This window comes from Salinicoccus sp. Bachu38 (assembly GCF_038561955.2).
GTDB classification, from domain to species: Bacteria; Bacillota; Bacilli; order Staphylococcales; family Salinicoccaceae; genus Salinicoccus; species Salinicoccus bachuensis.
Map to the genome: position 1 here is coordinate 761,233 of NZ_CP138333.2, position 21,859 is coordinate 783,091.

A 21,859-nucleotide genomic window follows, 5' to 3' on the forward strand; every position below is an offset into this window, starting at 1 on the left:
AGGCATATATAAAGCCTTCCTCATCTTTATAAATTTTAGCTCTTATAAAACGATTATATTAAAAGTAAGATAATGAAAACTGTAAAAGCTATTCTAAAGATTATGTAATAAGGGGGATAATGATGGAAGTAATAGCTGTATACATAGGATTATTTAAGGGGATAGAAGGTCAACTCTTCAACTTCAGTAAGCATTATAAGGTAGAAAGAAAGAGTGACACTTTCAAAATCAGCAATAAAGAAAATGAAAATACTATTGATAACAAAACTCTTATTATTGGGAAGAATGGGTCAGGTAAGACTACTATATTAGAAGCATTGGATATATCTAAAGAAATATATTATTATCATGAAGATATAATAGTTTTTGTGAGTTCAGAAAAAGAAATATACGGTGTTTATTCAAGTAATAATCCCCCTTCCGTTAGTAATGACTTAAAAATGTTAGATAAAAGTGAAAATCTTGCAAATGGTAAAAGGATAGTTCTCAATATAGCGAATTCGAATGAGGTTTTGAAGTTCACTAAGATTGGAGAAGCTATCTATGAAGAAGAAAAATATAAAAAAAGCTTATTGAATATCACTAAAATTTCTGGTGACATTCAATCCACTGATTCAATTCAAGAAATTAAAATTATTGAAAGATTAGATAAGGACAGAGACTTGTTTGATGAATTTATAAATATCCCTGAAGCCTTAGAATTGAATATAGAAGTTTTTGGTTCTTTTACGCTAGGAGAGCGTGAACAAGGTAGAGAGGAGATTCAGAAAGGATATTTCAAAAGAGGCCATCCTCCTTTCTTTAACAATTCAGGAGAAAAGCGTGCTAAGTTCAAAAATTTACCTAGTAATCAAAGGTTGATTTATTTATGGGACCATCGGATTTTGTATAATATAATATGGCAGTCAAAAAAGTTCAACCTGACTAATAATGACAAAATGTTCAAGAGTTTAGATGGTATTTCTTCTCTTTATGAAAAAATAGACTTTAAAAAATATGATTATGAATTTGATTTATTAGTTTCTAAATTAAGGGAAGAATTTGAGGATAATAAAACTTATAAATTCTTAAAGATGGAAGCTAAATTATCAAATAGCGTTAAGTATAGCTTTGAGGAAGTATTGGAAAAGTATAAACATGTCAGAGATATTATTAAACAAATAGATAATATTAAAGGAAATGATAGAAGACTTTTGTTCTCTTTCTCCTATGCTGAAGAGATAGCAGATGCTTTACAAGATCTAGTAAAGGCTGACAGTAGGGGTATAATAAATAATATTTTTACAGAATACCTAGAGATAAAAAATAACATCCAATCTACAGGGATGAAAAAAGTTTTAAAAATGTTTATATCTATAGAAGAAAGTATAAAAGATAATTCTGTTATTTTACTCGATGAGATAGATGCATTTCTTTACCCAGAATTAAGTAGGAGGTTCATGTACATACTTTATGATTTTTTCAAAGAGGATAAACTTGCCGAGAAGCAGTTAATTCTTACTTCTCATTCACCATTTATTTTGAGTGATTTTTTTGAAGATCAAGTTATAAAATTAAAAAGTTTGAATGATGAAAATTCGAACAGAGAACCTGCGATTGAAGAAATCAAAAGTAAATATTTCGCTTCAAACTTTAATGAAATACTTTCAGAGGTTTTTATTTTGGAAGGACTCGTAGGTGAGTATTCTGAAAGTATAATTAGAAATATAGAAGAGTATTCTCCTGTAAAAAAGATGTTCGTAATAAATAGTGTATCAGATCCAATGATTAAAAGTGTCTTGAGGAAAAAGTATATAGATAGTATTGAAAAAGAAGATATAATGAATATGTCTTCTACAGAAATCGATAATATACAAAAATGGATTAATCAAAGAAGAAAAGGTGAATGAATGATACATATCCAAATATCAAATGAACAGTTAAACAGATGTAAAGAAGTTTATTTTGAATGGATAGAGAAAATTTTTGAAAAGCAAGGAAACAAATTGCAAATAAGTAATCTAATTGACTATTTTAACCTTAAAATACCCAGAAAAAGCGAGTACGACTTAACTAATAAAGTACGCACAGTTGAATTTTTGAAAAGCAATAAAAATGAAATCCTTAACATTGCATTTAATAAAGACTTAGAAGCAGCTAACTCTTTACAAAGACAGAATGGGGCAGCCCAAACTAGCGAAGGTGAAAATTATATTCCGCGAAACCGGTCCTCGAGAATATATTTTGGTGAAACTTTATATAATAAATTGAGATCCAGCACAATACCTTATCAATTATATAAAGAAATTTTAGGTATCAATGTGTGTCCTTATTGCAATAAGAATTCACTAGAATACATTGAATATACTAGCGAAGAGACAGGTGAAATTACTGGTAAAATTAGTAGAATAGATATTGATCATATCAAACCAAAAAGTGATTTTAGCAATTTAACTATACATTTCTATAATTTAATGCCATGTTGTCATACTTGTAATTTAACTAAACTTGCAAATTCCTATCCCTCTCTATTTGAGGAGAATGAAGGAAGATTCCTATTTAAATTTGATTTTAGTAAAATGAGTTATGAGGCTATTATTCAGGCGCACCTTAGTGATAATCTCAATATAAAAATTGAAGGCCTAAATGACGACCTTTTAAAATTAGAGAAACGCTATAATAGCGATAAAGGCAAGATTAAAAGTGTTCTTAAAAGAAGATATTGGTACAATGAGCACTATCTGAAGCTCATAGAAAAAACTCTTGATGAAGCAGGATTGAGTGAATATAACTCATCAGAATTAAGACAGTTGGATATACATGAATTGTTAGAATTACATTTAAGTGAAAAAGATTACCTGACTACTCCTTACTCAAAAATGACTAAAGATTTACTTAATGATATGGATGATATTATGCAGGCTTACCAATGAGTTCAATACTTGCGATTTAACACAAAAAGAGAGGTAACCATTATATTCTCCTATAGTGAAGTACAGGGAAAGATATGACGCATTCTAAGAACGCTTCTGCAACTGGGATGATGGCAGGGCGTCGGAGAAGGTAGTGGAAGCATTTTTTAAGGAGTAGTAGAAAGGCAGGGGGTATCTGACGATATCTCCTGCCTTATTTTTAATGGGCCGTACTCCATTAACAGATTTATTACACCCGGATTACTGTTTGATGACAATTAGAGCCAGATCGATTTTCCATGTTTTATGATATTTATGCGGGGTATCTGACTTATGTATTCAGTTATGATAATAAAAAGATTGTACGGAGGTTTTATTAATGGGTTGGATTATTACATTGATCGTAGGCGGCATCATCGGATGGCTCGCCGGTCTTATTCTCGGAAAAGATGTGCCATTCGGCATCATCGGTAACATCATCGCAGGACTTGTAGGTGCTGCAATTGCGAACGCAATCGGACTCAGTTTCGGTCCCGAAGTCGGCGGCGTCAGCATCATCGGTGGACTATTAGGTGCCATCATACTGATTCTGATCGTATCCTTCATCATGAAGGCGCTCGGCGGCAACGATAGAGCATAAACGAAGATATAGGTCATTCCCATGGGGAGTGGCCTTTTATTGTGCTTGAAGAAAGAGTATCTGATGCAGCAGCATCACTGCTTCAAGATGGATGACGGTACCAGGACGGCATGACCGACTGCATGTCATCATGCCAGCCCAGAACTTCACGTGCCTGCTTCATGAAAATTTCAATCTGTGCCCGGCCGAAAGGGATGCCCCAGGGAAGAGAAGAAAGTGTGTTGGCACAGATATAGAGAAGGAGCAGCTGCCAGAAATCGTCAGGAACGCCGTTCTTGAAATATCCATCAACCTGGCCCGAGGCGAAAGCCGGGCTCACCTGGGCGCTCCAGACGATCCGGTTGAATTCCTCCCAAGGCTCCCCTATGTCGTGACGGTTGAAATCTATGATGTGGAAGCCATGATCAGCATCGATGATCATATTGCCGACATGGTAATCCCCATGATGGAGAACCTGTCTACGATTCTTGAGAAGATGACGGTGCGTTTCTATATATTCAAGGAACAGGTGCCCCTTTTCATATTTATAGTCACATTCATTATACATACTTATTTTCCGGTGTATTTTTCTTGTTGCCTTTGATTCCCAGGTTTCTTCAGGCTGTTCCAAGTTGATCTGATGCATCTTCCATAAATTTTTTCCTGCTTCGACACCCAACTTGTACTGCTCCGCTTCAGGCAGGCGGGGAAGTCTGTCTGTTGCCTCGTCCCCTTCAATCCATTCGAGCAGAAGATAGTAGTGGCAGTCTGTTTCTCCATGTGCAATCGGCTTCTGTACAGGGATGCCTGCTGCAAAGCATTTTTGAATCAAGTCATACTCCCTCATTTTCTTATCTTTCTGATCGAGGTCACTCAGGCGTATCAGATACTTTCTATTCTCATCATCTCTCAGGATGTACTTGGAGTCATTTGACCAGCCTTTATCCAGCTTTTCTATATGTGTAATGGTGAGATGCGGGAACATTTTATTGAATGTGTGCATAATAGCTCCTCATGGTAAAAAATTTGTAGCTTTACTATAAAAACTGCTTCTTGAAACTTAGTATGGATATTTCATCTTACTAACGATTATACTCTATGTATGTGCAAGTCATAAACGTTATATGGAGGTGACGGTATGATTATAGAAGGTATCGCAACAAACATACAGGACATTCACGACCTGAATCGGTTTGGTGCAGACAGGGTCGAACTCTGTGGGGAGATGGAGAAGGATGGCCTTACCCCTGAAATGAACCTGGTGGAAGAAGCGGTGAAGGTATCGGACATTCCAATCAATGTCATGATCAGACCCCATGATGATTCATTCCATTATACTGATGAGGAAATTCAACAGATGGCGGAGCAAATAGAGGAAGTAGGAAGCTATGGTGCAAACGGCATCGTCATTGGTGTACTGACAGAAGATGGGCACATTGATGTCCGCGCCTTGGACAAATTCATTTCGGTTTGTGGAGGGATGGATATCACATTCCATAAGGCGTTCGATGCATTGGAAGATCAGTCTGAAGGGCTGGATGTACTTCTTGAATATCCAGAGGTTAGGACCATACTCACTTCAGGCGGTCCTGGAGGGGTCACTGATAACTTTGAGAACCTGCAGAAACTGATGAAGGGGGCAGGTATTCATATGAACATCATGCCTGGCGGAGGACTCAGTACGGAAAATGTCACTGAAGTGGTTGATGGGCTGAACCCGGACAGTCTTCATTTCGGTACGGGCATCAGAATTGGCAAGTCCTATGATGAGGGGATTTCCAAGGAGAAGATCGAGTTCATCAGGAGTGTGGTACATAAATAAGAGTTTGTTCCGTACTAATATTACAGGATGGCGTTAACTTCGTGTGGAGTACCTTTGTGAATAATAGAGATGTTTCTAAAATTGAGCTTACTATGGGTTAGTGGCGCAAATAATTTTTAATTGGATGCTTGAACCTTTTGCAGGATTTATAGTTTTGCTGATTATCCCATTAGGAAAAGTTCAGTATTGAACGTTTCGTTGAGTTGTGAAAACAATAAGTCTCAGTCCTTTACGGACTGAGACTTATTGTTTCATTTAATTATTAAACTATCTATATCTCTCGGATATTCTGTAATCAGCTCGGTACCATTTTCTTTGAGAACAACGGTATCTGAATGTCTGAATCCACCGACATCCGGAATATAGATCCCTGGTTCAATGCAGAACACCATGCCGGCTTCCAACATCAAATCATTATCGAATCTTAAAGAAGGTTCTTCGTGAACACCTATACCAATTCCATGTCCTGTTCTATGGACAACATACTCTTCAAGACCTGCCTCTTTAATAACCTCCAATGCCTTTTGATTTACCTCTTTAGCTGTAACCCCCACTTTAATGAAATCCAATGCTGCTTTTTGAGCGGCTACCATTACATTGAAGACTTCTCTTTGACGATCTGTAGGATCTCCAATGAAGAAAGTGCGTTCACATTCTGCTCGATATCCATTGAGTCCGACTTGACGACTGTGTATGATGATATCCTGGGAACGGAGCTTTCTTGTGTTCGAGAAGACATGGGGCATGTTTGTTCTTTCCAAACCGGAAGGGGACATTACGAAATAATCTAGTGTAGAATCAGGGAAATGTTTCGGTATTTCCTTGAACAGGTATTCATTGCCATAGTAGTCGATTTCAAGTTCGGTCTTATTCTCCCCCGCATTTTCAATGGTATGTTTTAACGCATTACTGACAAGTTGACCCGAATGTGTAATCATATCGATCTCTTCCTTGCTCTTTATGGCTCGCATTGCAGTGATATCTTCTTGAATATTCTTTATTTCAGCATTCTCGTCTTTCAGCATCAATGTGATTTCAGTGGGCAGAGCATTATATTCAACGCCTACCGTACTTCCAGATTTTAATGTAGAGAGCACTGCTTTCACTTGTTCATGGTAGGAAGTCTCTCCTTCTTTGCCTTCAACCTCATGATAAACATAAAGCTGGTCTATATCTGTTTTTTCTTTCGCATGTTCTTCCTCCAAAGCAGGGATGATGAGGCTTTCTTCGTCTTTTCCTATAATCAGGAGTATTGGCCGGGAATATGTGATGGCTTTAAGTCCACTGAAGTAATATTGATTCTCGAAGTTGGATATCAGCGCAACATCCAAGTTTTTATTCTTCATTATAGACTTCAATTCATCCGATCTTGACTTGGTCTTCATGATGCTCCACTCCTTGTCTTATGAGTTTTCCTTTGGCGAACACGCTTTTTACGCCTTCAATATATTCCAGGTCATTCAATGGGTTATTTTCCAATAAGACGAGATCTGCATCGTACCCTTCCTTCAACATGCCAACCTTCTTATCCAGAATGCGTCCCGCATTGACTGTCGCCGTCTTCAGGGTTTCTGTCGTATTCTGGATTGTTTCATGCATCGCATAGAGTTCATCTTGCAGCGCATGATGGCTTACTCCTGGAGAACCAGCATCTGAACCAGCACCAATCAGAATGTCTCGGCGATGATACTTTTTAAAAGCTGAATCATGTATTTTTACAATATCTATAGCCTTATTTTTTGCATACTCCGGTATGCCTGACTGATTGGCGACCTGCCTATACACATAGAGTGTAGGGTGCCAGGACACACCATGCTGTTCCATCAGGGAAATGAGTTCATCATCCATGTAATGACCATGTTCAATCGTATCAACACCTGCTAAAATTGAATTTCTGATGCCTTCACGACCTATTGCATGGGAGGCGACTTTCAATCCAAACTTATGAGCTTCTTCACAAATAACTGCGAGTTCTGCCAATCCTAGTTCAGAGTTGCCCACATCTTCTCCTTCTGTTCGGCCATAGACACCGCCTGTGGCACTGACTTTTATGACAGTGGCCCCTTTATAAATCTGTTCCCGCACGCCTTTCAATGCTTCGTCCGTACCATCTACAAACCTTGCCCAGAATGGATCGTGCCCACCCGTCATGGTCAGGGTCTTTCCGCAGGCGATGATATCCGGACCTTCAATCAGCCCGCGTCTGACTGCTTTTGCGACATGTAATGAAATATCATCTATGGAGCCGATGTCACGGACAGTGGTGATGCCATGATTGAGATAATGCCTAGCATTGGCGACAGCACGTATCAGCATCTGTTCATATCCTTCCGCTTCTGTCATCTGCACCGGATTGATGGAGCCGTCCCACATCATATGCACGTGAAGATCTATGAGACCTGGAATAAGATAATTCTCCTTTCCATCGATTACTTCGTCGCCAACTTTATTGCTCTCTGGCTGTATGGATGTAATTTCCCCATTTTCCATCCATAGTTCGTATCCTTCCAGCACTTCCAAATCTTCACCAACAAGCATTTTAGCATTACGAATAACTGCTGCCATTTGTATCCTCCTTTTATCTGGTTATTGAACTTCAGCGTTCTCCCCAAGTGGCTGCTCTTTCTTCTGCGTCAACAGGCTGATTGTTATTAAGGAGAGGACAGATAATGGCAGAGCAAAGAGTACGCTGTTCCAATCCATCGGGCGATTTAGTACAAGCTCCCAGAACATTGTCGCTGATCCTCCAATCAGGATGGAAGTAAGCACACCTGCTTTAGTAGCTTTCTTCCATAGCAGGGCAGCGAGAATGGCGGGAGTGATGGCTGCACCATACATAGTATAGGAATACATCTGAATCGCGAGTACACTTGGAAAGAATTGTCCAAGCACATAAGCAAATAACCCGAGAATCAATACGGTGGCACGGCTATACCATAGCATCTGTTTTTCAGATAATGGTTCTCTATCTCCGCGAATGTAATAGAAAAGGTCATAGACGATATTTCCGGATGCCGAGAGAAGGTATGAAGTGGCTGTAGTGATCAGAAACGCTACAGCTGCGCAAAGGATCAATACACCGATGATAATAGGCAGACCTTCTATTGCGAGCGTCAGAATTGCAGCATCCGCTTCAATGTTCGGGAAGAGCACGATTGCTGTTGTTGCCAGAAGAATTGTCAGAGTAATGACGATCAGGTTACCGAATATGAAGCCAATGACTGAATTCTTCGCAACTTTTCCATCTTTGGCTGCAGAAAATCTCTGGTACATATTCTGGTCACCAAGTACAAGGAGGAAAAGGGGGAGGAAGAAGCCAAGCAGTTGAGGGATGCTCAATCCTCCATTCCAGCTTTTTGTGTTTTCCGGCAATGAAAGGGTCAGTCCCTCAAGGCCGCCAACGGCATTAAAGGCGAAAGGCACACCGATGATGAACCCGATAAGGATCAGTACAGCACTTAATGCATCGGAATATGCAACTGAAAACAACCCGCCGCTCATCGTCAGGAAAATGACCAGGAAACACATGATGATGGCACCGATCTCAAGCGGGATACCCGTTGTAAGCTGCAAGACATAAGCACCGCCGGTAAATTGATATGCGGTGATTCCGACATATGCCAGCAGTATGAATAGAGAGGCAATGAGCCGTGTCGTCCGGCCAAAGCGCTTTTCCATCAATTGTGGAACTGTATATGTTTCACTCATACGTACTTTTTCAGCGATGAAATACAGAATGATGGCACCGATAAAACCACCGGACAAGTTGAAGATAGCAGCAAACGGTCCATATTGATAGATGAAGCTGGCGCCACCCACCACTGTACCGGAACCGACAAATGTGGCGAGCAATGTACCGATTACAACGAATAGAGGCAGTCGCCTGCCGGCCACCATAAAGTCATCATTGTTTTTTACTGATGTTCTTGCAAAGAAAATACCAATCCCAGCCATTATCAAAAGATACAGAATGACAGCAACCAGATAGATATTCATAAACCCCATCCCCTTTGTTTGTTTACTTTACGACTGTGCCATTTTTGACTACAATTTTTTCTTCCCGCAACACACCCAAGTTTTCTGTAGGATCCTGATCCACAATCAACAGGTCTGCTTTCTTGCCAGGTGCAAGCTCTCCAATATCGTGTGCATCAATACATTCTGCAGCTACGCTCGTCGAGGCTTTAATGACTGACATCGCGTTCATCCCGGCATCCTGCATGACCTGCATTTCATCAAAATAATAGCGTGGGGGAGTGAGTGGAGCACCGCAATCTGTGCCTGTCGCCACCTTCACACCAATATCAATCGCCTGTTTCAGCATGTTGAAATGGGGTTCCAGAACCTTTTCCGCTTTTTCCAATGCCCATGCCGGTATATCCGGACTGCTCGTCAACTGGCGCATGACAGTAATCGTAGGAACAAGGAAAGTGCCCTGGTTCTTCATGATTTCAAGCGCATTCCTGTCTGCGTAGATCCCATGTTCTATCGTGTCGATGCCGACTTCAAGACAATTCATGATGCCTTCCAGTCCATCTGCATGGGCGGCAACCTTTTTATTCTTCTTCAGAGCTTCCTCTTTTGCAGCACTTAATTCTTCCAAGGTCAGCTGAACGGATCCGGGTTCCTCCCCTAAAGTATAGATACCGCCCGTGGCCATGACTTTTATAAGGTCTGCACCTTCTTTCAGTACCTTTCTCGTGTGCTTCCGGACTTCATCTGAACCATCCGATTCATATCCCAGGTAATGGACGTGTCCGCCAGTCATGACAATCGGGGGACCGGAAGAGATGATCGTCGGACCAACCAGCTTGCCTGAGTCGATTTTATTTCTTAATCCGATTACGGTACCTCTTGGTGCACCGAGGTCGCGGACTGCGGTAATACCAAGTTTCAACGTATCCATCGCATGGGCGTAAGCATCCAGGATCACATTCTCATCCGGCTCATGGGAGATGACCGATTGCGGATTTGCACTGCCATCCCACACCAGGTGGACATGGGCGTCAATCAGTCCAGGCAGTATGTATTTTCCGGTACAATCGATGACTTCATCTGATGAGTGCTGTTCTGGTGGGGTGGAAGAGATTTCAGTGATACGGCCTTCTTCAATGACGATGTGACGATCCTGATGGACATCGTCACTTACTCCATCAATCAAGTTACAGTGCGACAAAATTGTTCTTTGAGACATAACTATTCCTCCTAATATAAGTTATCTGAATTGTAGCAATATACAGAACCCGGGTCATTGAAGTTTTCGACAAAAAAAGTACTGCCCTTTTGTGGCATATGCACAAAAGGGCAGTACTTAATTCTCATGCTTGGAGTGATGGATTTCAAATGCCATGACCAGCAAAGCAAAGTGAGAAGGGTGACGGATATCAAGTTTCAAAAGTCTGGTGATCTGTTTCAGTCTGTACTTTACAGTATTGGAATGGACATAGAGGGACTCGCTCGCCGCTTTCAAGTTGAAGAAGTGTTTCAGGCAGCATTCCAATGTCTCCAGCAGATGCCCATTCTTTTCATTATCATAATCGATGATCGGCCCGAGAATATCCGTGTCGAGCGCCCGGAACAACTCCATATCACCTATGCTCCGGGTGACTTTTTCTATACCCATTGCCGACCAGGATACATAAGCTTCCTCACGCTCTCTGCCATGGGCCAGAGCGATTTCGGCCTGCTCATTCATCAGTTGCAGATCATAGAGTGTTGGCTGCTTGAATCGGGCGCTTACCCCCATTACTGCGTCGGAATGGAAAGCAAGAGCATCCGACAATTTCTTCAAATCTGCTTCCGAATCCATGAAAGCAATCAGTGTACCGTTGTAGATCCATAACAGTGACTCGGATGATTTGGAAAGAAACGTGTCGCTCAATGATTGGAAGACATAATCGAGGTCATGATCGGACGTAAAGTCAGCACGCACGCAGTATTTCAAATCAGAAAGTGTCGTATGGAATGCCTTAGGGGAAACCTCGTCAAACCTGCCTTCCAGTACTGCCTCGAATCGTTTGAAATCGCGCATTTTATAGTGGTCTTCCGATTCAGACCTGCTTTGGGCAGACATGGCAATCGCCCTCAGCCCGCTTTTGACGACCTCCTGTACATAGATGTTATCCATGACTGATGTATTGACGATCAGATATCCGTAGAACTTTCCATTTGCCGAAATGGGCATCACTTGGAGTGCCAAGTCATCGGATGTATTGCTGGAAGAGATGAGCAGTTTCGTCTGTCTTTTGAAGAAACGGGTCTGTAAGATATTCTTTTTATATTTCGAAGTGAGTGAGGCGGTGAGTGCGTCCATATCTTCTTGTGAAAAGGTGGGCTTTTTCCATACACCTTTTATTTTCAGGTATGCATCCAAAAGAATGACAGTCTCTTTGATATAGTTGCCAACCAGGTTGAGTATGTACCCTGAGTCCTTCTTCAACGAAACAGATTCCATTAATTTATCGTTGATGCGATAGACTTCATATGTCCTAAGGTTGAGATCCTTGTTTTCCATTTCGTTGAATATATCCAGTATCCTATGGTAGGGCACATCTGAAGGGATACTGAACAAAGGCAGGTCGGCTTCGTTGGCCCAGTGAATCAATTCGTCCGGTACAGATTTATAATGGGCGGTATGGAATCCTATGCCGGCAATCCCAAGACTCTTGAGCCATATCATGTGATCCTTTATTTCCTCAACATCCCTAAATGACTGGAATGTGCTCAGTACAAGTCCACGTGTTTTAAAACGTCCTGTTTTCTCTGGCAGTTCCAGAATTGTAATATAGTCTACGGTTTTATCAACGCCCATATAGCCGGCAACCAATTTCATATTCAATACGGAGAGTTCTTCGGACAATTCTTTAATCGTAGTCATGGTTGATTCTCCTTTAATCAGAGGGAGTCATTTATTCCAGTTTTGTTAAAAAAAGAACGACCCTTCATCATTACTTTTATTATCCTCTTCTGGAAAAAACAATGCAAGATGATCCACTCTATGTATTCAGTGCTATTATCTTCCCAAGGGAAGATTTTATTTTTAACATTCATAGCATGAAAGCCGGTCTACTGATAATATGGAAAGTAAAGTGCATAACTATGACGGGAGGTCCATCATGTCCGGAAGCAACTTCAGCGTATCAAATGAAAGTATCATCAGGAACACCATCCAGGAACGGATTCTGAGCAATGAACTGAAACCAGGGGACAGGCTGCCGAGTGAAAACGTGCTGGCGGATGAATTCGGGATGAAGCGGATTGTGGTAAGGAATGCACTGGTGCAGCTCGAGAAGATGGGGCTGCTTGATAGCCGGCAGGGAATCGGGCGGTTTGTGAAGGAGAAGCGCCCGGTGATTGAACTGGATATGAGCGGCAGGCGGAGCTTTTCCGACAAGATGCGGGAACAGGGTGTGCATTACGAAAGCAGGGTGATCTTTGCGGGATATGCAACAGAAAATGAGCAGGAGAAGTACCGCCGGGCACTTGGGATGGACGATGATGTCTCCATTTTTAAAGTGGCGCGGCTGCGCATCGTCAACCATACACCCTGTGCCATCCATTTTTCCTATATACGTGAGGATGCGGTACCTGATATTAATGAAGAAACGAAGCAGCTCGCCTCCATGTTCAACTACTATGGGAAGAATGGCTACACGAACCTGAAGTCGATGGATACACATATCCATACGGCGTTTCCGACATTGGATGAACAGCGACATCTGGAGTGCGAGGAGCTGGTGCCGCTGATCGTGTATGAATCGCAGACGATGGATCTCGATACGAACCGAATACTGGAACAGACACGGATACTCTACCGGAGCGACCTTTTCAAGCATGCGCTCGGGTCCGTGAACTGATTGGGGGATGACTTTACGTCATCCTCTTTTTATATTCACAAAATCAACCGGCTCTTTACAGATTTTACAGACTCTTAAAGGTCACCAGCTTGGCAACAAGTTAGGATGTAGTTAAGGGAGGCATGATGATGAATAAAAAACGCTGGACATCTCTATTTATAAAATACGGCAAGGAGGAGGCCACCGATTTCCTGGATACATACCGGAATGCAGTGCCTTTTCAGATCATCTCGGAACCGGCTGAAGGGCTGACGATGATCAAGGTCAGGGAGCATGCGGAGAACAGTCTTTTCTATATCGGGGAAATGCTGGTGACGGAAACGAAGATCAGACAGGAGCAGACGGTCGGGCTTGGCGTGGTGAAGGGCTCCGACAGGAATCTCAGCATGGCAGTCGCCTTCATCGATCTGTGCTTCAGTCTGGATGTGCTCGCGGATGAACTGGAACAGATTCTGGAATCGCTGGAAATGAAAGAAGCGGCATATATCAAGGAACGGACGCAGAAGATACTTAAAACCAAAGTGGATTTCGACATGATGGCAGAATAGGAGGCATATATATGACAACACTGGTACATGAGACACAGAGACACTACCGGGAACTCGTGGATCTCTTCAGCCGGCCGGGGGAGGTCAGGCGTTCGAAGTTCGATACACCGAACTTCACTTCATACTCGGATGCAGTGCTGGCGACGGTGCTGACACTGTTCGACAATGAGATATTCTTCAATACGGCAGATCGCAAGGATGCGGATGAGTTTCTGACACTGACGGGCGGCCAGCATACAAAAGATTTTGGAAAGAGCGACTTCATCGTCGTGAAGGCCGAAGAACTGAATGCAGGACTGATGGAAGGGGCAAGGATCGGCACTTTGGCCTCTCCTGAAAAGTCGACGACATTCATCATCGAAGTGGCATCCATCGGGGAAGGGCACGCGTACATACTCCAGGGTCCCGGCATAAAGACGGCGAACACGCTTGAGATGACGCTTGACCCGGAATGGATCGTGTGGCGCAACACGCTGTGCAGTGAATTCCCCCTCGGGGTCGATCTGGTCATCATCGACCGGACGGACCGGATGGCGGTCATACCAAGAACAACGACAGTGGAGGTGATGTAGATGGGCTACGTTGCAGTGAAGGGCGGTACGAAGGCCATCGAGGCATCGGTTGAAATGTATCGGAATAAATCGCAGCACGACGAGGAGCTGGATGTCGGCGTGGTCAGGACGCACATGAATCAGCTGATCAACCAGGTCATGTCGGAAGCGAGCCTTTACGACCGCGATCTTGCGGCACTGGCAGTCAGGCAGGCCGAAGGGAATATGGAGGAGGCGGTGTTCCTTCTCCGTGCCCATCGGTCGACGCTGCCGAGGCTCCATTATTCCACGGTGACGAACACACGCGACATGTTCGTCGAACGCCGTGTGTCGGCAAGCTTCAAGGATATCCCGGGTGGACAGATCCTCGGTGCATCCCCGGACTTCACCCATCGTCTGCTGGATGATTCGGATGTATATGACAGTGGAGCGCTCCACGAGGAGACCGATGTTTCTGCATACGGCTATCGTCTCGATGACCTGCCGAAGGTGGTCGACTACCTCGAGCAGGAGGGGCTGTTCGAAAAATACCCGGAAGATGACAGGGAACCGGATGACATCACGAAGCGAAGCATCGAATTCCCGAGTTCGAGAAGCGAGCGGCTCCAGTCGCTGACACGCGGACAGACGGGAGCAGTGACTTCACTCGGATATGCAGAAATCAGGGGATATGGCTATTCCTCCCATCCGAACATCGGCGAAGTGCGGGTCGGCCAGCAGCCGGTCCACATCGATCCATTCGATGATGGGGATGCATACTATGTCGGTGACGTAGAACTGACGGAAGTGGAGGCATTCATGCCAGCGGACGGTGCAGAGGAAGAATCAGAAGGCGGCCAGGAGAAGACATTCAGAATCGGCTACGGCCTCACATTCGGTCAGAATGAAACGAAGGCCATAGCGATGAGTGTGCTCGACTACAGTCTGAGCCACCCGATCGAAGGGGTGGCGACATGCGATGACGAGTTCGTCCTCCTCCATGTGGATTCCGTGGAATCGACCGGATTCATCTCGCACTTGAAGCTGCCGCACTATGTCACCTTCCAATCCGTACTGGACCGGGTGAGACAGACGAAAGGAGAGAAATCGGAATGAAACAGAACTATGCCTTTCTCGATGAGAACTCCAAGAAGGAGATCAGACGCAAAACATTGAAGGCCATCGCAATCCCCGGCTACCAGGTCCCGTTCGCTTCGAGGGAACTGCCGATTGCACGGGGCTGGGGGACCGGCGGACTGCAGCTGACCCTCTCCCTTGTCGGACAAAGCGATGTGCTGAAGGTGATCGACCAGGGCGCCGACGAATCGGTCAATGCCGTCAACATCAGGAAGCTGATCCAGGATACGACATGTGTGCCGGATACCATTCATACGAGTGAGGCGACACTCATCCAGTCGCGCCACCGTGTGCCGGAAGTGCCGCTCGAACCCTACCAGATACTCGTGCTCCAGGTGCCGCTGCCGGAACCGCTCCGGCCGGTCGAACCGAGCGAGCGCATCACCAAGCAGCTCCATGCGGACAGGGAGTACAGCGGCGCCTGGCTCAGGCTGTTCGAGCAGATCATGAAGTACGGCTCGATTACGGATGATGCGGACTATCCCGTCCTCGTCAACGGCCGCTATGTCATGGCACCGAGTCCGATTCCACGGTTCGATAATCCGAAGCTCGATGACAATGACGGACTCATCCTGCTCGGGGCCGGACGCGAGAAGAAGATATATGCCATCCCGCCATACACGAAGGTGAGCTCGCTCGCATTCGACGATCATCCATTCGAAGTTGAATCCTTCGATGACGTATCCTGCCGGGAGTCCGGACTCACAGGTGTCTACATGGACGAGCTGGTCGACGACGAGACGGGGGAAACGTATTACGTGACGAACGATACAAGCTATATGCTTGAACAACTCAACAAGGCAGGTTCTGTGCGATGAAGACAGCAGATAATTTGGCGATCAGCGTCAGCAACGTCAGCAAATTCTATGGGGACAGGTGCAGCTACTGTGTAGAGGACGATGCCGTGCTCAACAGGAACATGTGCCCCGAGTGCCATACTGTCTTCGCCTGCGATGATGTCTCCTTCGACCTCCATAACGGCGAGATCCTCGGCATCGTGGGCGAGAGCGGCAGCGGCAAGAGCACACTGATGAAGATGCTCTACTTCGACCAGACGCCTTCGGAAGGCGAATACCGTATATCGGGATTCGATGGGCGGCAGACGGATGTCTTCGGATTATCCAGCCAGGCGAAGCGGCAGATACGGAACGAGATCCTCGGCATGGTTTACCAGAACCCGGTATATGGGCTGAAGATGGAGTTCTCCTCCATGAGCAACATTGCAGAAAAGCTCATTGCAAGCGGCTCCCGTCATGTCGGCGGGATGACGGAGGTCGGCGACCACTTCCTCGGAAAGGTCAACATCCCACTCAGCCGCAAGTTCGATCCACCGAAAAACTTCTCGGGCGGGATGCAGCAAAGGGTCCAGATCGCCAAGGCGCTCTCCAACTATCCGCCCGTACTGCTGCTCGATGAAGTGACGACCGGCCTCGACCTGTCCGTCCAGGCGGACGTACTCGAGCTGATCAAGGAAATCCAGCGGGAGCTCGGCATCAGCATGATCGTCGTCTCCCATGACCTGGCCATCATCCGCATGCTATGCGACCGGACGATGGTCATGCTCGACGGCAGTGTCATCGAGACGGGCATCACCGACCAGATTCTCGAGGACCCGCAGCACGCCTACACGCAGCAGCTCGTATATTCAATCCTTTAAGGGAGGGCCTGATTTTGAAAGCAATCATAAACGGCAACATCATCACCGAAACGGAAGTCATGCACCATGCAGCAGTGATTATGGAGGACCAGTACATCGTGGACATCCTTCCGATGGATGAAGCGGAAGAGATGCTCGATGGGACGGCGGAAGTCATCGATGCGAACGGCGGATACGTGTCCCCGGGATTCATCGACATCCATTCCGACTATATCGAAGGCATCGTCGCCCCGCGGCCGACGTCCCTCATGGACGTCACGATCGGCATCCGTGAATCGGAACGCATACTCAGCTCCCACGGCATCACGACCATGTTCCATTCACTGTCGATCTACCGGGAGGACCTGTTCGGACACAAACCCATCCGGGAACCGCAGAATGTGGAGAAGCTCATCCAGGCGATCGCCCGGACACACAATGAGAAGCACCTCATCCGCCACCGTCTGCATGCCCGGTTCGAGCTGGACGCAGTAGAACAGCTGCCGGCGCTGAAGGCGCATATCGAAGCGGGCAATGTCCATCTGCTCAGCTTCATGGACCACACCCCTGGACAGGGGCAGTACCGCAACATTTCGGTATACCGGAACACGATGAAGAGCTACCAGAACATGAGTGACATCGAAATCGATCAGAAGATGCTCGAGAAGCAGGACTATGAACAAATCGGCTATGAGGAGATGAAGACGGTGGGCGATATGGCCCGTGCCCGCAACATCGCAGTGGCCTCCCATGATGACGACCATGTCGGACGCATCGATCTCAACGGGACGCTTGGGGCGACGATCAGCGAATTTCCGATCACCATCGAAGTGGCGAAGTATGCCCATCAGAAGGGCATGCATACAATCGCCGGTGCACCGAACATCATGCTCGGCGGCTCCCATTCCGGGAATCTGAATGCAGCGGATGCCATCAGGGAGGGCTGCATCTCCATATTGTGCAGCGACTACTATCCGGCAGCGATGCTGCATTCCATCTTCAAACTTCATGATGAGTGCGGGCTGCCGTTGGAAGAGGCGATGAAGCTTATCACCCTCAATCCGGCCCGGGCGGTCAATATGGACCATGAAATCGGTTCGGTCAGAGTCGGCAAGAAGGCCGATCTCAACGTCATCCAGTTCAACGGAGACTATCCGGTCATAACGGAATGCATCGTTGATGGGGCCATCATTTCACAATATCACTATAGAATCGATGAGGAGGCAGAGTGATGCTGAGCGTAGAGAATATATCCAAATCATTTACCATCCACCACCTCGGACAGACCCGGTCGGCGATCTCCGGCATCGACCTGCATGTCGCAAAGGGCGAGTTCCTCGGCATCGTCGGGAAGAGCGGCAGCGGCAAGTCGACCATCCTGAAGAGCATCTACGGTACATACAGGCCGGAAGCGGGTGCCATCATATACGACTCCAGGGACGAAGGGCCGGTGAACATGATGGAGATGGCAGACCATGACCTGATCCGTCTGAGAAAGACGGAAATCGGCTACGTCTCCCAGTTCCTCAAAGTCATGCCCCGGACGACGAGCCTTGAACTGGTCACCCAATCGCTGCTCGAAATGGGAAAGGACCCGGAGGAAGCCCGGCAGAAGGCGGAAGCGGCACTCAGACACTTTGATATTCCGGAGAGTCTGTGGGACAACTATCCAAACACATTCAGCGGCGGAGAAAAATTGAGGCTGAACATCGCCCGGGCCACGGTCAAATCCCCCCGGCTGCTGCTGCTCGACGAACCGACGGCATCGCTCGACAACGACTCCAAGCTGAAAGTCAGGGATGCCATCGCCAAGCTCAAGGCGGATGGTACGACGCTCATCGGCATCTTCCATGACCTTGAGTTCATGGAGGGGCTGTGCGACAGGGTGTACGATATGACGAGCGGGAAAGCGGGGAAGATGTGATGGCGCGGATTGATCTGCACGTCCACAGCACATTATCCGACGGCGGGGACACCATCGACCAAGTGCTCGAGGCTGCGCACAAGCGGGGTGTGAAGATGCTGAGCTTCGTGGACCATGACATGACGCTGACCTACCATGTGGCAAAAAGGAAACCGGCCGCCCGCGACATCACTCTGGTCCCCGGGATAGAACTGTCCGCCTATGACTTCAAACGGGACAGGAAAGTCCATGTGCTCGGCTATGACTATAACCTCGATGGCAGCCAAATGCAGCAGTTGACCGTTCCGCTGCTCGAACGGCGGCACCAGCATTCACTCTGGCAGGTCGAACAGATCAGGCAATATGGCTTCGACATCGACGTGGAGCAGGTCGAGGCGCAGCTCTTGCCCGGGCAGACGGTCTACAAGCAGCACATCATGGCGGCATTGACGGATGCACACTATGCGACGGATGAATACCGGTCTTTGTACCGTGTCCTTTTCAAAGGAGATGGTCCTGCCGCCGGCGATATAGAGTATATGGATGTGCACGATGCCGTACGCGCGGTGAAGGCGGATGGCGGCATGGCCGTCATTGCCCATCCCGGTCAGCTCGACAGCTACGATCTGATCGAAGAACTCGTTGAACTTGGCATCGACGGCATCGAGCAGTACCATCCGGATCATACGGAAGACGATGTGAGACGGGTGGGCGAACTGTGCGACAGCTACGGGCTGGTCACAACCGGCGGGTCGGACTACCATGGCGACTTCGGTGTACCGGTGGAGATCGGCATGGATGCGGATTTGTTAACGCATCGTCCATTTGATGAAGTTCCCTTTAAGAAATGTTAAGTAAGCGTAAATGGTGTTTATTTATCGAACCCAATCGATTTTAATGGAATAGAATCAAAAAAATGAAGGAGTTGCATATCAATGAAGAAATGGTTGGTTGGCCTGGCATCACTGTCCCTTTTACTCTCCGCATGCAGTAATGATTCGGAGGGAGAGGCGAATGCCGAAGGCGCAGATAGCAGCGGAGAACCGCTTACGGTCGTCTGGTATCCGAATGAATCCGGAAACGAACTCTCTGACGCGAGGGATGAGATCGGCAGCATCATAGAAGATGCCACGGGCCAGGAAGTCGAACATGAACTGACGACGGACTATGCCATCGCGATAGAGAGCCTCGTCAATGACAATGCGGACCTTGCATTCACCGGAGCTGAAGGCTACGTACAGGCGAAAGAAAGGAACGACGCGCTCACTCCACTTGCGGTGCCATCCGGCCCAAGCGGCACGGAAGAAGATGCCCTGTACCACAGCTGGTTCGCGGCACTGCCTGAAAACATGGAGCAGTATGAAGATGGAAACGGTGAATATGCACTCGATAATTTTGAAGGCAAAAAGTTCTCCTTCGTCTCACCATCCTCCACATCCGGTTTCAAGGTGCCGGGCAGCACGCTGGTCAGCCACTTCGGTGAGCAGGAAGGCTATGAAGATCTTGAAATCGACCAGATTGCAGAAAACGGCAATGTATTCAGTGAAGTGATGTTCGGCAACTCCCACCAGGGCTCGGCAGTAAATCTGCTGAACGGCAAAGCGGACCTCGCAGCGTTCTGTGATACATGCCTCGACAACTACGTCGAAGTGTCGGAAGGCGAGGAAAACGCACCGGGTGCCATCTATACGGTTTCTGAAGGTGCAGCGGCACCATTCGAGAATCTTGCAGGCGAAGAGTTCGGCATCCTTTCCGCCACACCGGTACTGAACGCGCCATTCGTCGCCAACGGCAATACATTGAGCGAAGAACAGATCAAGGAACTGCAGGATGCCTTCACTTCCGAGGAAGTGGCGAACAACGAGAACATCTTCCTGCCTGAGGATTCCGAAGAGACGGGCCTCTTTACAAAATCTGCGGATGAGCAGTTCGTTGTCGTGGAAGATGAATGGTTCGACCCGATCAGGGAACTTGGCCAATAGGGAATGAAAATGAAGGGAGCCGCACTCCCTTTATTTATTTTTGGAGGGATACGGATGAGTGTTAAAACACTTGATAGAACAGACAGGGCAGTGGAGAAGGAAACGGATGAAGTCATCTTTCCTTTCTTCGAGGAAGCGGAAAAACCAAAAAGGCGCACTCTGCCGACGATCATGGAAATAAAGAGCATCGACAAGTCCTACACCGGAAACAAGCGCGTATTGAAGGACATTTCATTCAACATCGGGAAGGGGGAGCTGCTCTCCATCATCGGGCCATCGGGCGCCGGCAAGTCGACGCTGCTCCGGGTCATCAACCGCATGATCGAACCGAGCGGCGGTGCCATCCATTTTGAAGGGCAGGACACACTCGCGATGCGCGGGCGCGGTCTGCGCCGCATGCGGACGGACATCGGCATGATCTTCCAGCACTACAACCTGGTGGACCGGCTCAGTGTATTCGAGAATGTACTGCATGGTCTGCTCGGGTACAAGAACAGCCTCCAAGGCATATTTTCCATGTATACGGAGGATGAAAAGCGGCGGGCACTGGACATCATTTCGGAACTCGGCATCGGGGAGCACATCTATAAGCGCTGTGATGAACTGAGTGGTGGACAGAAGCAGCGGGTCGGCATCGCCCGCGCCCTCATCCAGGATCCGAAGATCATCCTCTGCGATGAACCGATCGCTTCGCTCGACCCGAACGCATCCCGCGTCATCATGGAGTACCTGAAGCGGATATCAGAGGAGCGGGGCATCACGATTATCGTCAACCTCCACCAGCTGGAAGTGGCAAGGAAGTATTCCGACCGCATCATCGGGCTCAATGATGGCACTGTCGTCTTCGACGATGCGCCGGATGCAATCACTTCAGAATCGGTCAGCCGGATCTATGGATCCCAGCTGGACGAACTGATTACGGAATAGGCGGGTGG

21 protein-coding genes are annotated in these 21,859 nt (G+C 46.8%); 15 read left to right on the forward strand and 6 right to left on the reverse strand.

Features of this window, described 5'->3' with window-relative positions; genetic code table 11:
- Positions 1 to 119: 119 nt before the first annotated feature.
- The 3 genes from RQP18_RS03810 (at position 120) to RQP18_RS03820 (ending at position 3,531) form a co-directional block, all read left to right on the forward strand.
- Positions 120 to 1,889, forward strand: a complete 1,770-nt coding sequence (locus RQP18_RS03810; protein ID WP_373446123.1) for an AAA family ATPase — start codon at positions 120 to 122, stop codon at positions 1,887 to 1,889.
- A complete protein-coding gene (locus RQP18_RS03815) occupies positions 1,890 to 2,912 on the forward strand; it encodes an HNH endonuclease (protein ID WP_342388836.1) in 1,023 nt (340 codons plus the stop codon).
- 358 nt (positions 2,913 to 3,270) lie between these two features.
- Positions 3,271 to 3,531: a GlsB/YeaQ/YmgE family stress response membrane protein gene (locus tag RQP18_RS03820; protein ID WP_342388837.1), complete on the forward strand. Its 261-nt coding sequence runs from the start codon at positions 3,271 to 3,273 to the stop codon at positions 3,529 to 3,531.
- 82 nt (positions 3,532 to 3,613) lie between these two features.
- Here RQP18_RS03820 and RQP18_RS03825 read toward each other — a convergent pair whose 3' ends face one another.
- The gene (locus RQP18_RS03825; RefSeq protein WP_342388838.1) at positions 3,614 to 4,513 is read right to left on the reverse strand and encodes a phosphotransferase family protein; all 900 of its coding nucleotides are present in this window, start codon (positions 4,511 to 4,513) and stop codon (positions 3,614 to 3,616) included.
- A gap of 135 nt (positions 4,514 to 4,648) precedes the next feature.
- On the opposite strand from RQP18_RS03825, the gene RQP18_RS03830 reads away from it, so the two are divergent.
- Positions 4,649 to 5,332, forward strand: a complete 684-nt coding sequence (locus RQP18_RS03830; RefSeq protein ID WP_342388839.1) for a copper homeostasis protein CutC — start codon at positions 4,649 to 4,651, stop codon at positions 5,330 to 5,332.
- A gap of 251 nt (positions 5,333 to 5,583) precedes the next feature.
- On the opposite strand, the gene RQP18_RS03835 is transcribed toward RQP18_RS03830, so the two are convergent.
- The 5 genes from RQP18_RS03835 to RQP18_RS03855 form a co-directional block, all read right to left on the reverse strand.
- A complete protein-coding gene (locus tag RQP18_RS03835; protein ID WP_342388840.1) occupies positions 5,584 to 6,717 on the reverse strand; it encodes a M24 family metallopeptidase in 1,134 nt (377 codons plus the stop codon).
- The gene (locus RQP18_RS03840) at positions 6,692 to 7,897 is read right to left on the reverse strand and encodes a metal-dependent hydrolase family protein (RefSeq protein WP_342388841.1); all 1,206 of its coding nucleotides are present in this window, start codon (positions 7,895 to 7,897) and stop codon (positions 6,692 to 6,694) included. Before RQP18_RS03840 ends, RQP18_RS03835 begins: the two co-directional genes overlap by 26 nt.
- A gap of 21 nt (positions 7,898 to 7,918) precedes the next feature.
- Positions 7,919 to 9,328: a sodium:solute symporter family protein gene (locus tag RQP18_RS03845; protein ID WP_342388842.1), complete on the reverse strand. Its 1,410-nt coding sequence runs from the start codon at positions 9,326 to 9,328 to the stop codon at positions 7,919 to 7,921.
- A gap of 22 nt (positions 9,329 to 9,350) precedes the next feature.
- Positions 9,351 to 10,526 (reverse strand): metal-dependent hydrolase family protein, encoded by a 1,176-nt coding sequence (locus RQP18_RS03850; RefSeq protein ID WP_342388843.1) that lies wholly within the window; start codon positions 10,524 to 10,526, stop codon positions 9,351 to 9,353.
- A 117-nt stretch (positions 10,527 to 10,643) separates the two neighbouring features.
- Positions 10,644 to 12,209, reverse strand: a complete 1,566-nt coding sequence (locus RQP18_RS03855; RefSeq protein WP_342388844.1) for a helix-turn-helix domain-containing protein — start codon at positions 12,207 to 12,209, stop codon at positions 10,644 to 10,646.
- 199 nt (positions 12,210 to 12,408) lie between these two features.
- Between RQP18_RS03855 and RQP18_RS03860 the strand changes: the two genes are divergently transcribed.
- From RQP18_RS03860 to phnC, 11 genes are all read left to right on the forward strand, one after another.
- Entirely contained in the window at positions 12,409 to 13,188 is a 780-nt protein-coding gene (locus RQP18_RS03860; protein WP_373446124.1) for a GntR family transcriptional regulator, read from the forward strand.
- Between the two features lie 122 nt (positions 13,189 to 13,310).
- A complete protein-coding gene (locus tag RQP18_RS03865) occupies positions 13,311 to 13,736 on the forward strand; it encodes a phosphonate C-P lyase system protein PhnG (RefSeq protein ID WP_373446125.1) in 426 nt (141 codons plus the stop codon).
- An 11-nt stretch (positions 13,737 to 13,747) separates the two neighbouring features.
- Entirely contained in the window at positions 13,748 to 14,308 is a 561-nt protein-coding gene (phnH, locus tag RQP18_RS03870; protein ID WP_342388847.1) for a phosphonate C-P lyase system protein PhnH, read from the forward strand.
- Positions 14,309 to 15,382, forward strand: a complete 1,074-nt coding sequence (locus RQP18_RS03875; protein ID WP_342388848.1) for a carbon-phosphorus lyase complex subunit PhnI — start codon at positions 14,309 to 14,311, stop codon at positions 15,380 to 15,382.
- Positions 15,379 to 16,221 (forward strand): alpha-D-ribose 1-methylphosphonate 5-phosphate C-P-lyase PhnJ, encoded by an 843-nt coding sequence (locus RQP18_RS03880; protein WP_342388849.1) that lies wholly within the window; start codon positions 15,379 to 15,381, stop codon positions 16,219 to 16,221. Before RQP18_RS03875 ends, RQP18_RS03880 begins: the two co-directional genes overlap by 4 nt.
- The gene (locus RQP18_RS03885) at positions 16,218 to 17,060 is read left to right on the forward strand and encodes an ATP-binding cassette domain-containing protein (protein WP_342388850.1); all 843 of its coding nucleotides are present in this window, start codon (positions 16,218 to 16,220) and stop codon (positions 17,058 to 17,060) included. The genes RQP18_RS03880 and RQP18_RS03885 overlap by 4 nt, the downstream gene beginning before the upstream one ends.
- 14 nt (positions 17,061 to 17,074) lie before the next feature.
- Complete coding sequence (phnM, locus tag RQP18_RS03890) at positions 17,075 to 18,271, forward strand: phosphonate metabolism protein PhnM (protein WP_342388851.1); 1,197 nt, start codon at positions 17,075 to 17,077, stop codon at positions 18,269 to 18,271.
- On the forward strand, positions 18,271 to 18,963 hold the full coding sequence (phnL, locus tag RQP18_RS03895; protein WP_342388852.1) for a phosphonate C-P lyase system protein PhnL: 693 nt from the start codon (positions 18,271 to 18,273) through the stop codon (positions 18,961 to 18,963). The genes phnM and phnL overlap by 1 nt, the downstream gene beginning before the upstream one ends.
- A complete protein-coding gene (locus RQP18_RS03900) occupies positions 18,915 to 19,796 on the forward strand; it encodes a PHP domain-containing protein (RefSeq protein WP_342388853.1) in 882 nt (293 codons plus the stop codon). The genes phnL and RQP18_RS03900 overlap by 49 nt, the downstream gene beginning before the upstream one ends.
- 81 nt (positions 19,797 to 19,877) lie before the next feature.
- Positions 19,878 to 20,924, forward strand: coding sequence for a PhnD/SsuA/transferrin family substrate-binding protein (locus RQP18_RS03905; RefSeq protein WP_342388854.1), 1,047 nt, complete (start codon positions 19,878 to 19,880; stop codon positions 20,922 to 20,924).
- Between the two features lie 54 nt (positions 20,925 to 20,978).
- Positions 20,979 to 21,851, forward strand: coding sequence for a phosphonate ABC transporter ATP-binding protein (gene phnC / locus RQP18_RS03910; RefSeq protein WP_342388855.1), 873 nt, complete (start codon positions 20,979 to 20,981; stop codon positions 21,849 to 21,851).
- Positions 21,852 to 21,859: the final 8 nt, after the last annotated feature.

What these genes read in the sequence shown, in the direction of transcription:
- RQP18_RS03835 (WP_342388840.1), bottom strand. Translation starts at nt 6,717, where the DNA reads ATGAAGACCAAGTCAAGATCGGATGAATTGAAGTCTATAATGAAGAAT.
- RQP18_RS03850 (WP_342388843.1), bottom strand. Translation starts at nt 10,526, where the DNA reads ATGTCTCAAAGAACAATTTTGTCGCACTGTAACTTGATTGATGGAGTA.
- RQP18_RS03825 (WP_342388838.1), bottom strand. Translation starts at nt 4,513, where the DNA reads ATGCACACATTCAATAAAATGTTCCCGCATCTCACCATTACACATATA.
- phnH (WP_342388847.1), top strand. Translation starts at nt 13,748, where the DNA reads ATGACAACACTGGTACATGAGACACAGAGACACTACCGGGAACTCGTG.
- RQP18_RS03860 (WP_373446124.1), top strand. Translation starts at nt 12,409, where the DNA reads ATGGAAAGTAAAGTGCATAACTATGACGGGAGGTCCATCATGTCCGGA.
- RQP18_RS03840 (WP_342388841.1), bottom strand. Translation starts at nt 7,897, where the DNA reads ATGGCAGCAGTTATTCGTAATGCTAAAATGCTTGTTGGTGAAGATTTG.
- RQP18_RS03875 (WP_342388848.1), top strand. Translation starts at nt 14,309, where the DNA reads ATGGGCTACGTTGCAGTGAAGGGCGGTACGAAGGCCATCGAGGCATCG.
- RQP18_RS03820 (WP_342388837.1), top strand. Translation starts at nt 3,271, where the DNA reads ATGGGTTGGATTATTACATTGATCGTAGGCGGCATCATCGGATGGCTC.
- RQP18_RS03885 (WP_342388850.1), top strand. Translation starts at nt 16,218, where the DNA reads ATGAAGACAGCAGATAATTTGGCGATCAGCGTCAGCAACGTCAGCAAA.
- RQP18_RS03845 (WP_342388842.1), bottom strand. Translation starts at nt 9,328, where the DNA reads ATGAATATCTATCTGGTTGCTGTCATTCTGTATCTTTTGATAATGGCT.
- RQP18_RS03855 (WP_342388844.1), bottom strand. Translation starts at nt 12,209, where the DNA reads ATGACTACGATTAAAGAATTGTCCGAAGAACTCTCCGTATTGAATATG.
- RQP18_RS03905 (WP_342388854.1), top strand. Translation starts at nt 19,878, where the DNA reads ATGAAGAAATGGTTGGTTGGCCTGGCATCACTGTCCCTTTTACTCTCC.
- RQP18_RS03830 (WP_342388839.1), top strand. Translation starts at nt 4,649, where the DNA reads ATGATTATAGAAGGTATCGCAACAAACATACAGGACATTCACGACCTG.
- RQP18_RS03880 (WP_342388849.1), top strand. Translation starts at nt 15,379, where the DNA reads ATGAAACAGAACTATGCCTTTCTCGATGAGAACTCCAAGAAGGAGATC.
- RQP18_RS03810 (WP_373446123.1), top strand. Translation starts at nt 120, where the DNA reads ATGATGGAAGTAATAGCTGTATACATAGGATTATTTAAGGGGATAGAA.
- phnL (WP_342388852.1), top strand. Translation starts at nt 18,271, where the DNA reads ATGCTGAGCGTAGAGAATATATCCAAATCATTTACCATCCACCACCTC.
- phnC (WP_342388855.1), top strand. Translation starts at nt 20,979, where the DNA reads ATGAGTGTTAAAACACTTGATAGAACAGACAGGGCAGTGGAGAAGGAA.
- RQP18_RS03865 (WP_373446125.1), top strand. Translation starts at nt 13,311, where the DNA reads ATGATGATGAATAAAAAACGCTGGACATCTCTATTTATAAAATACGGC.
- RQP18_RS03815 (WP_342388836.1), top strand. Translation starts at nt 1,890, where the DNA reads ATGATACATATCCAAATATCAAATGAACAGTTAAACAGATGTAAAGAA.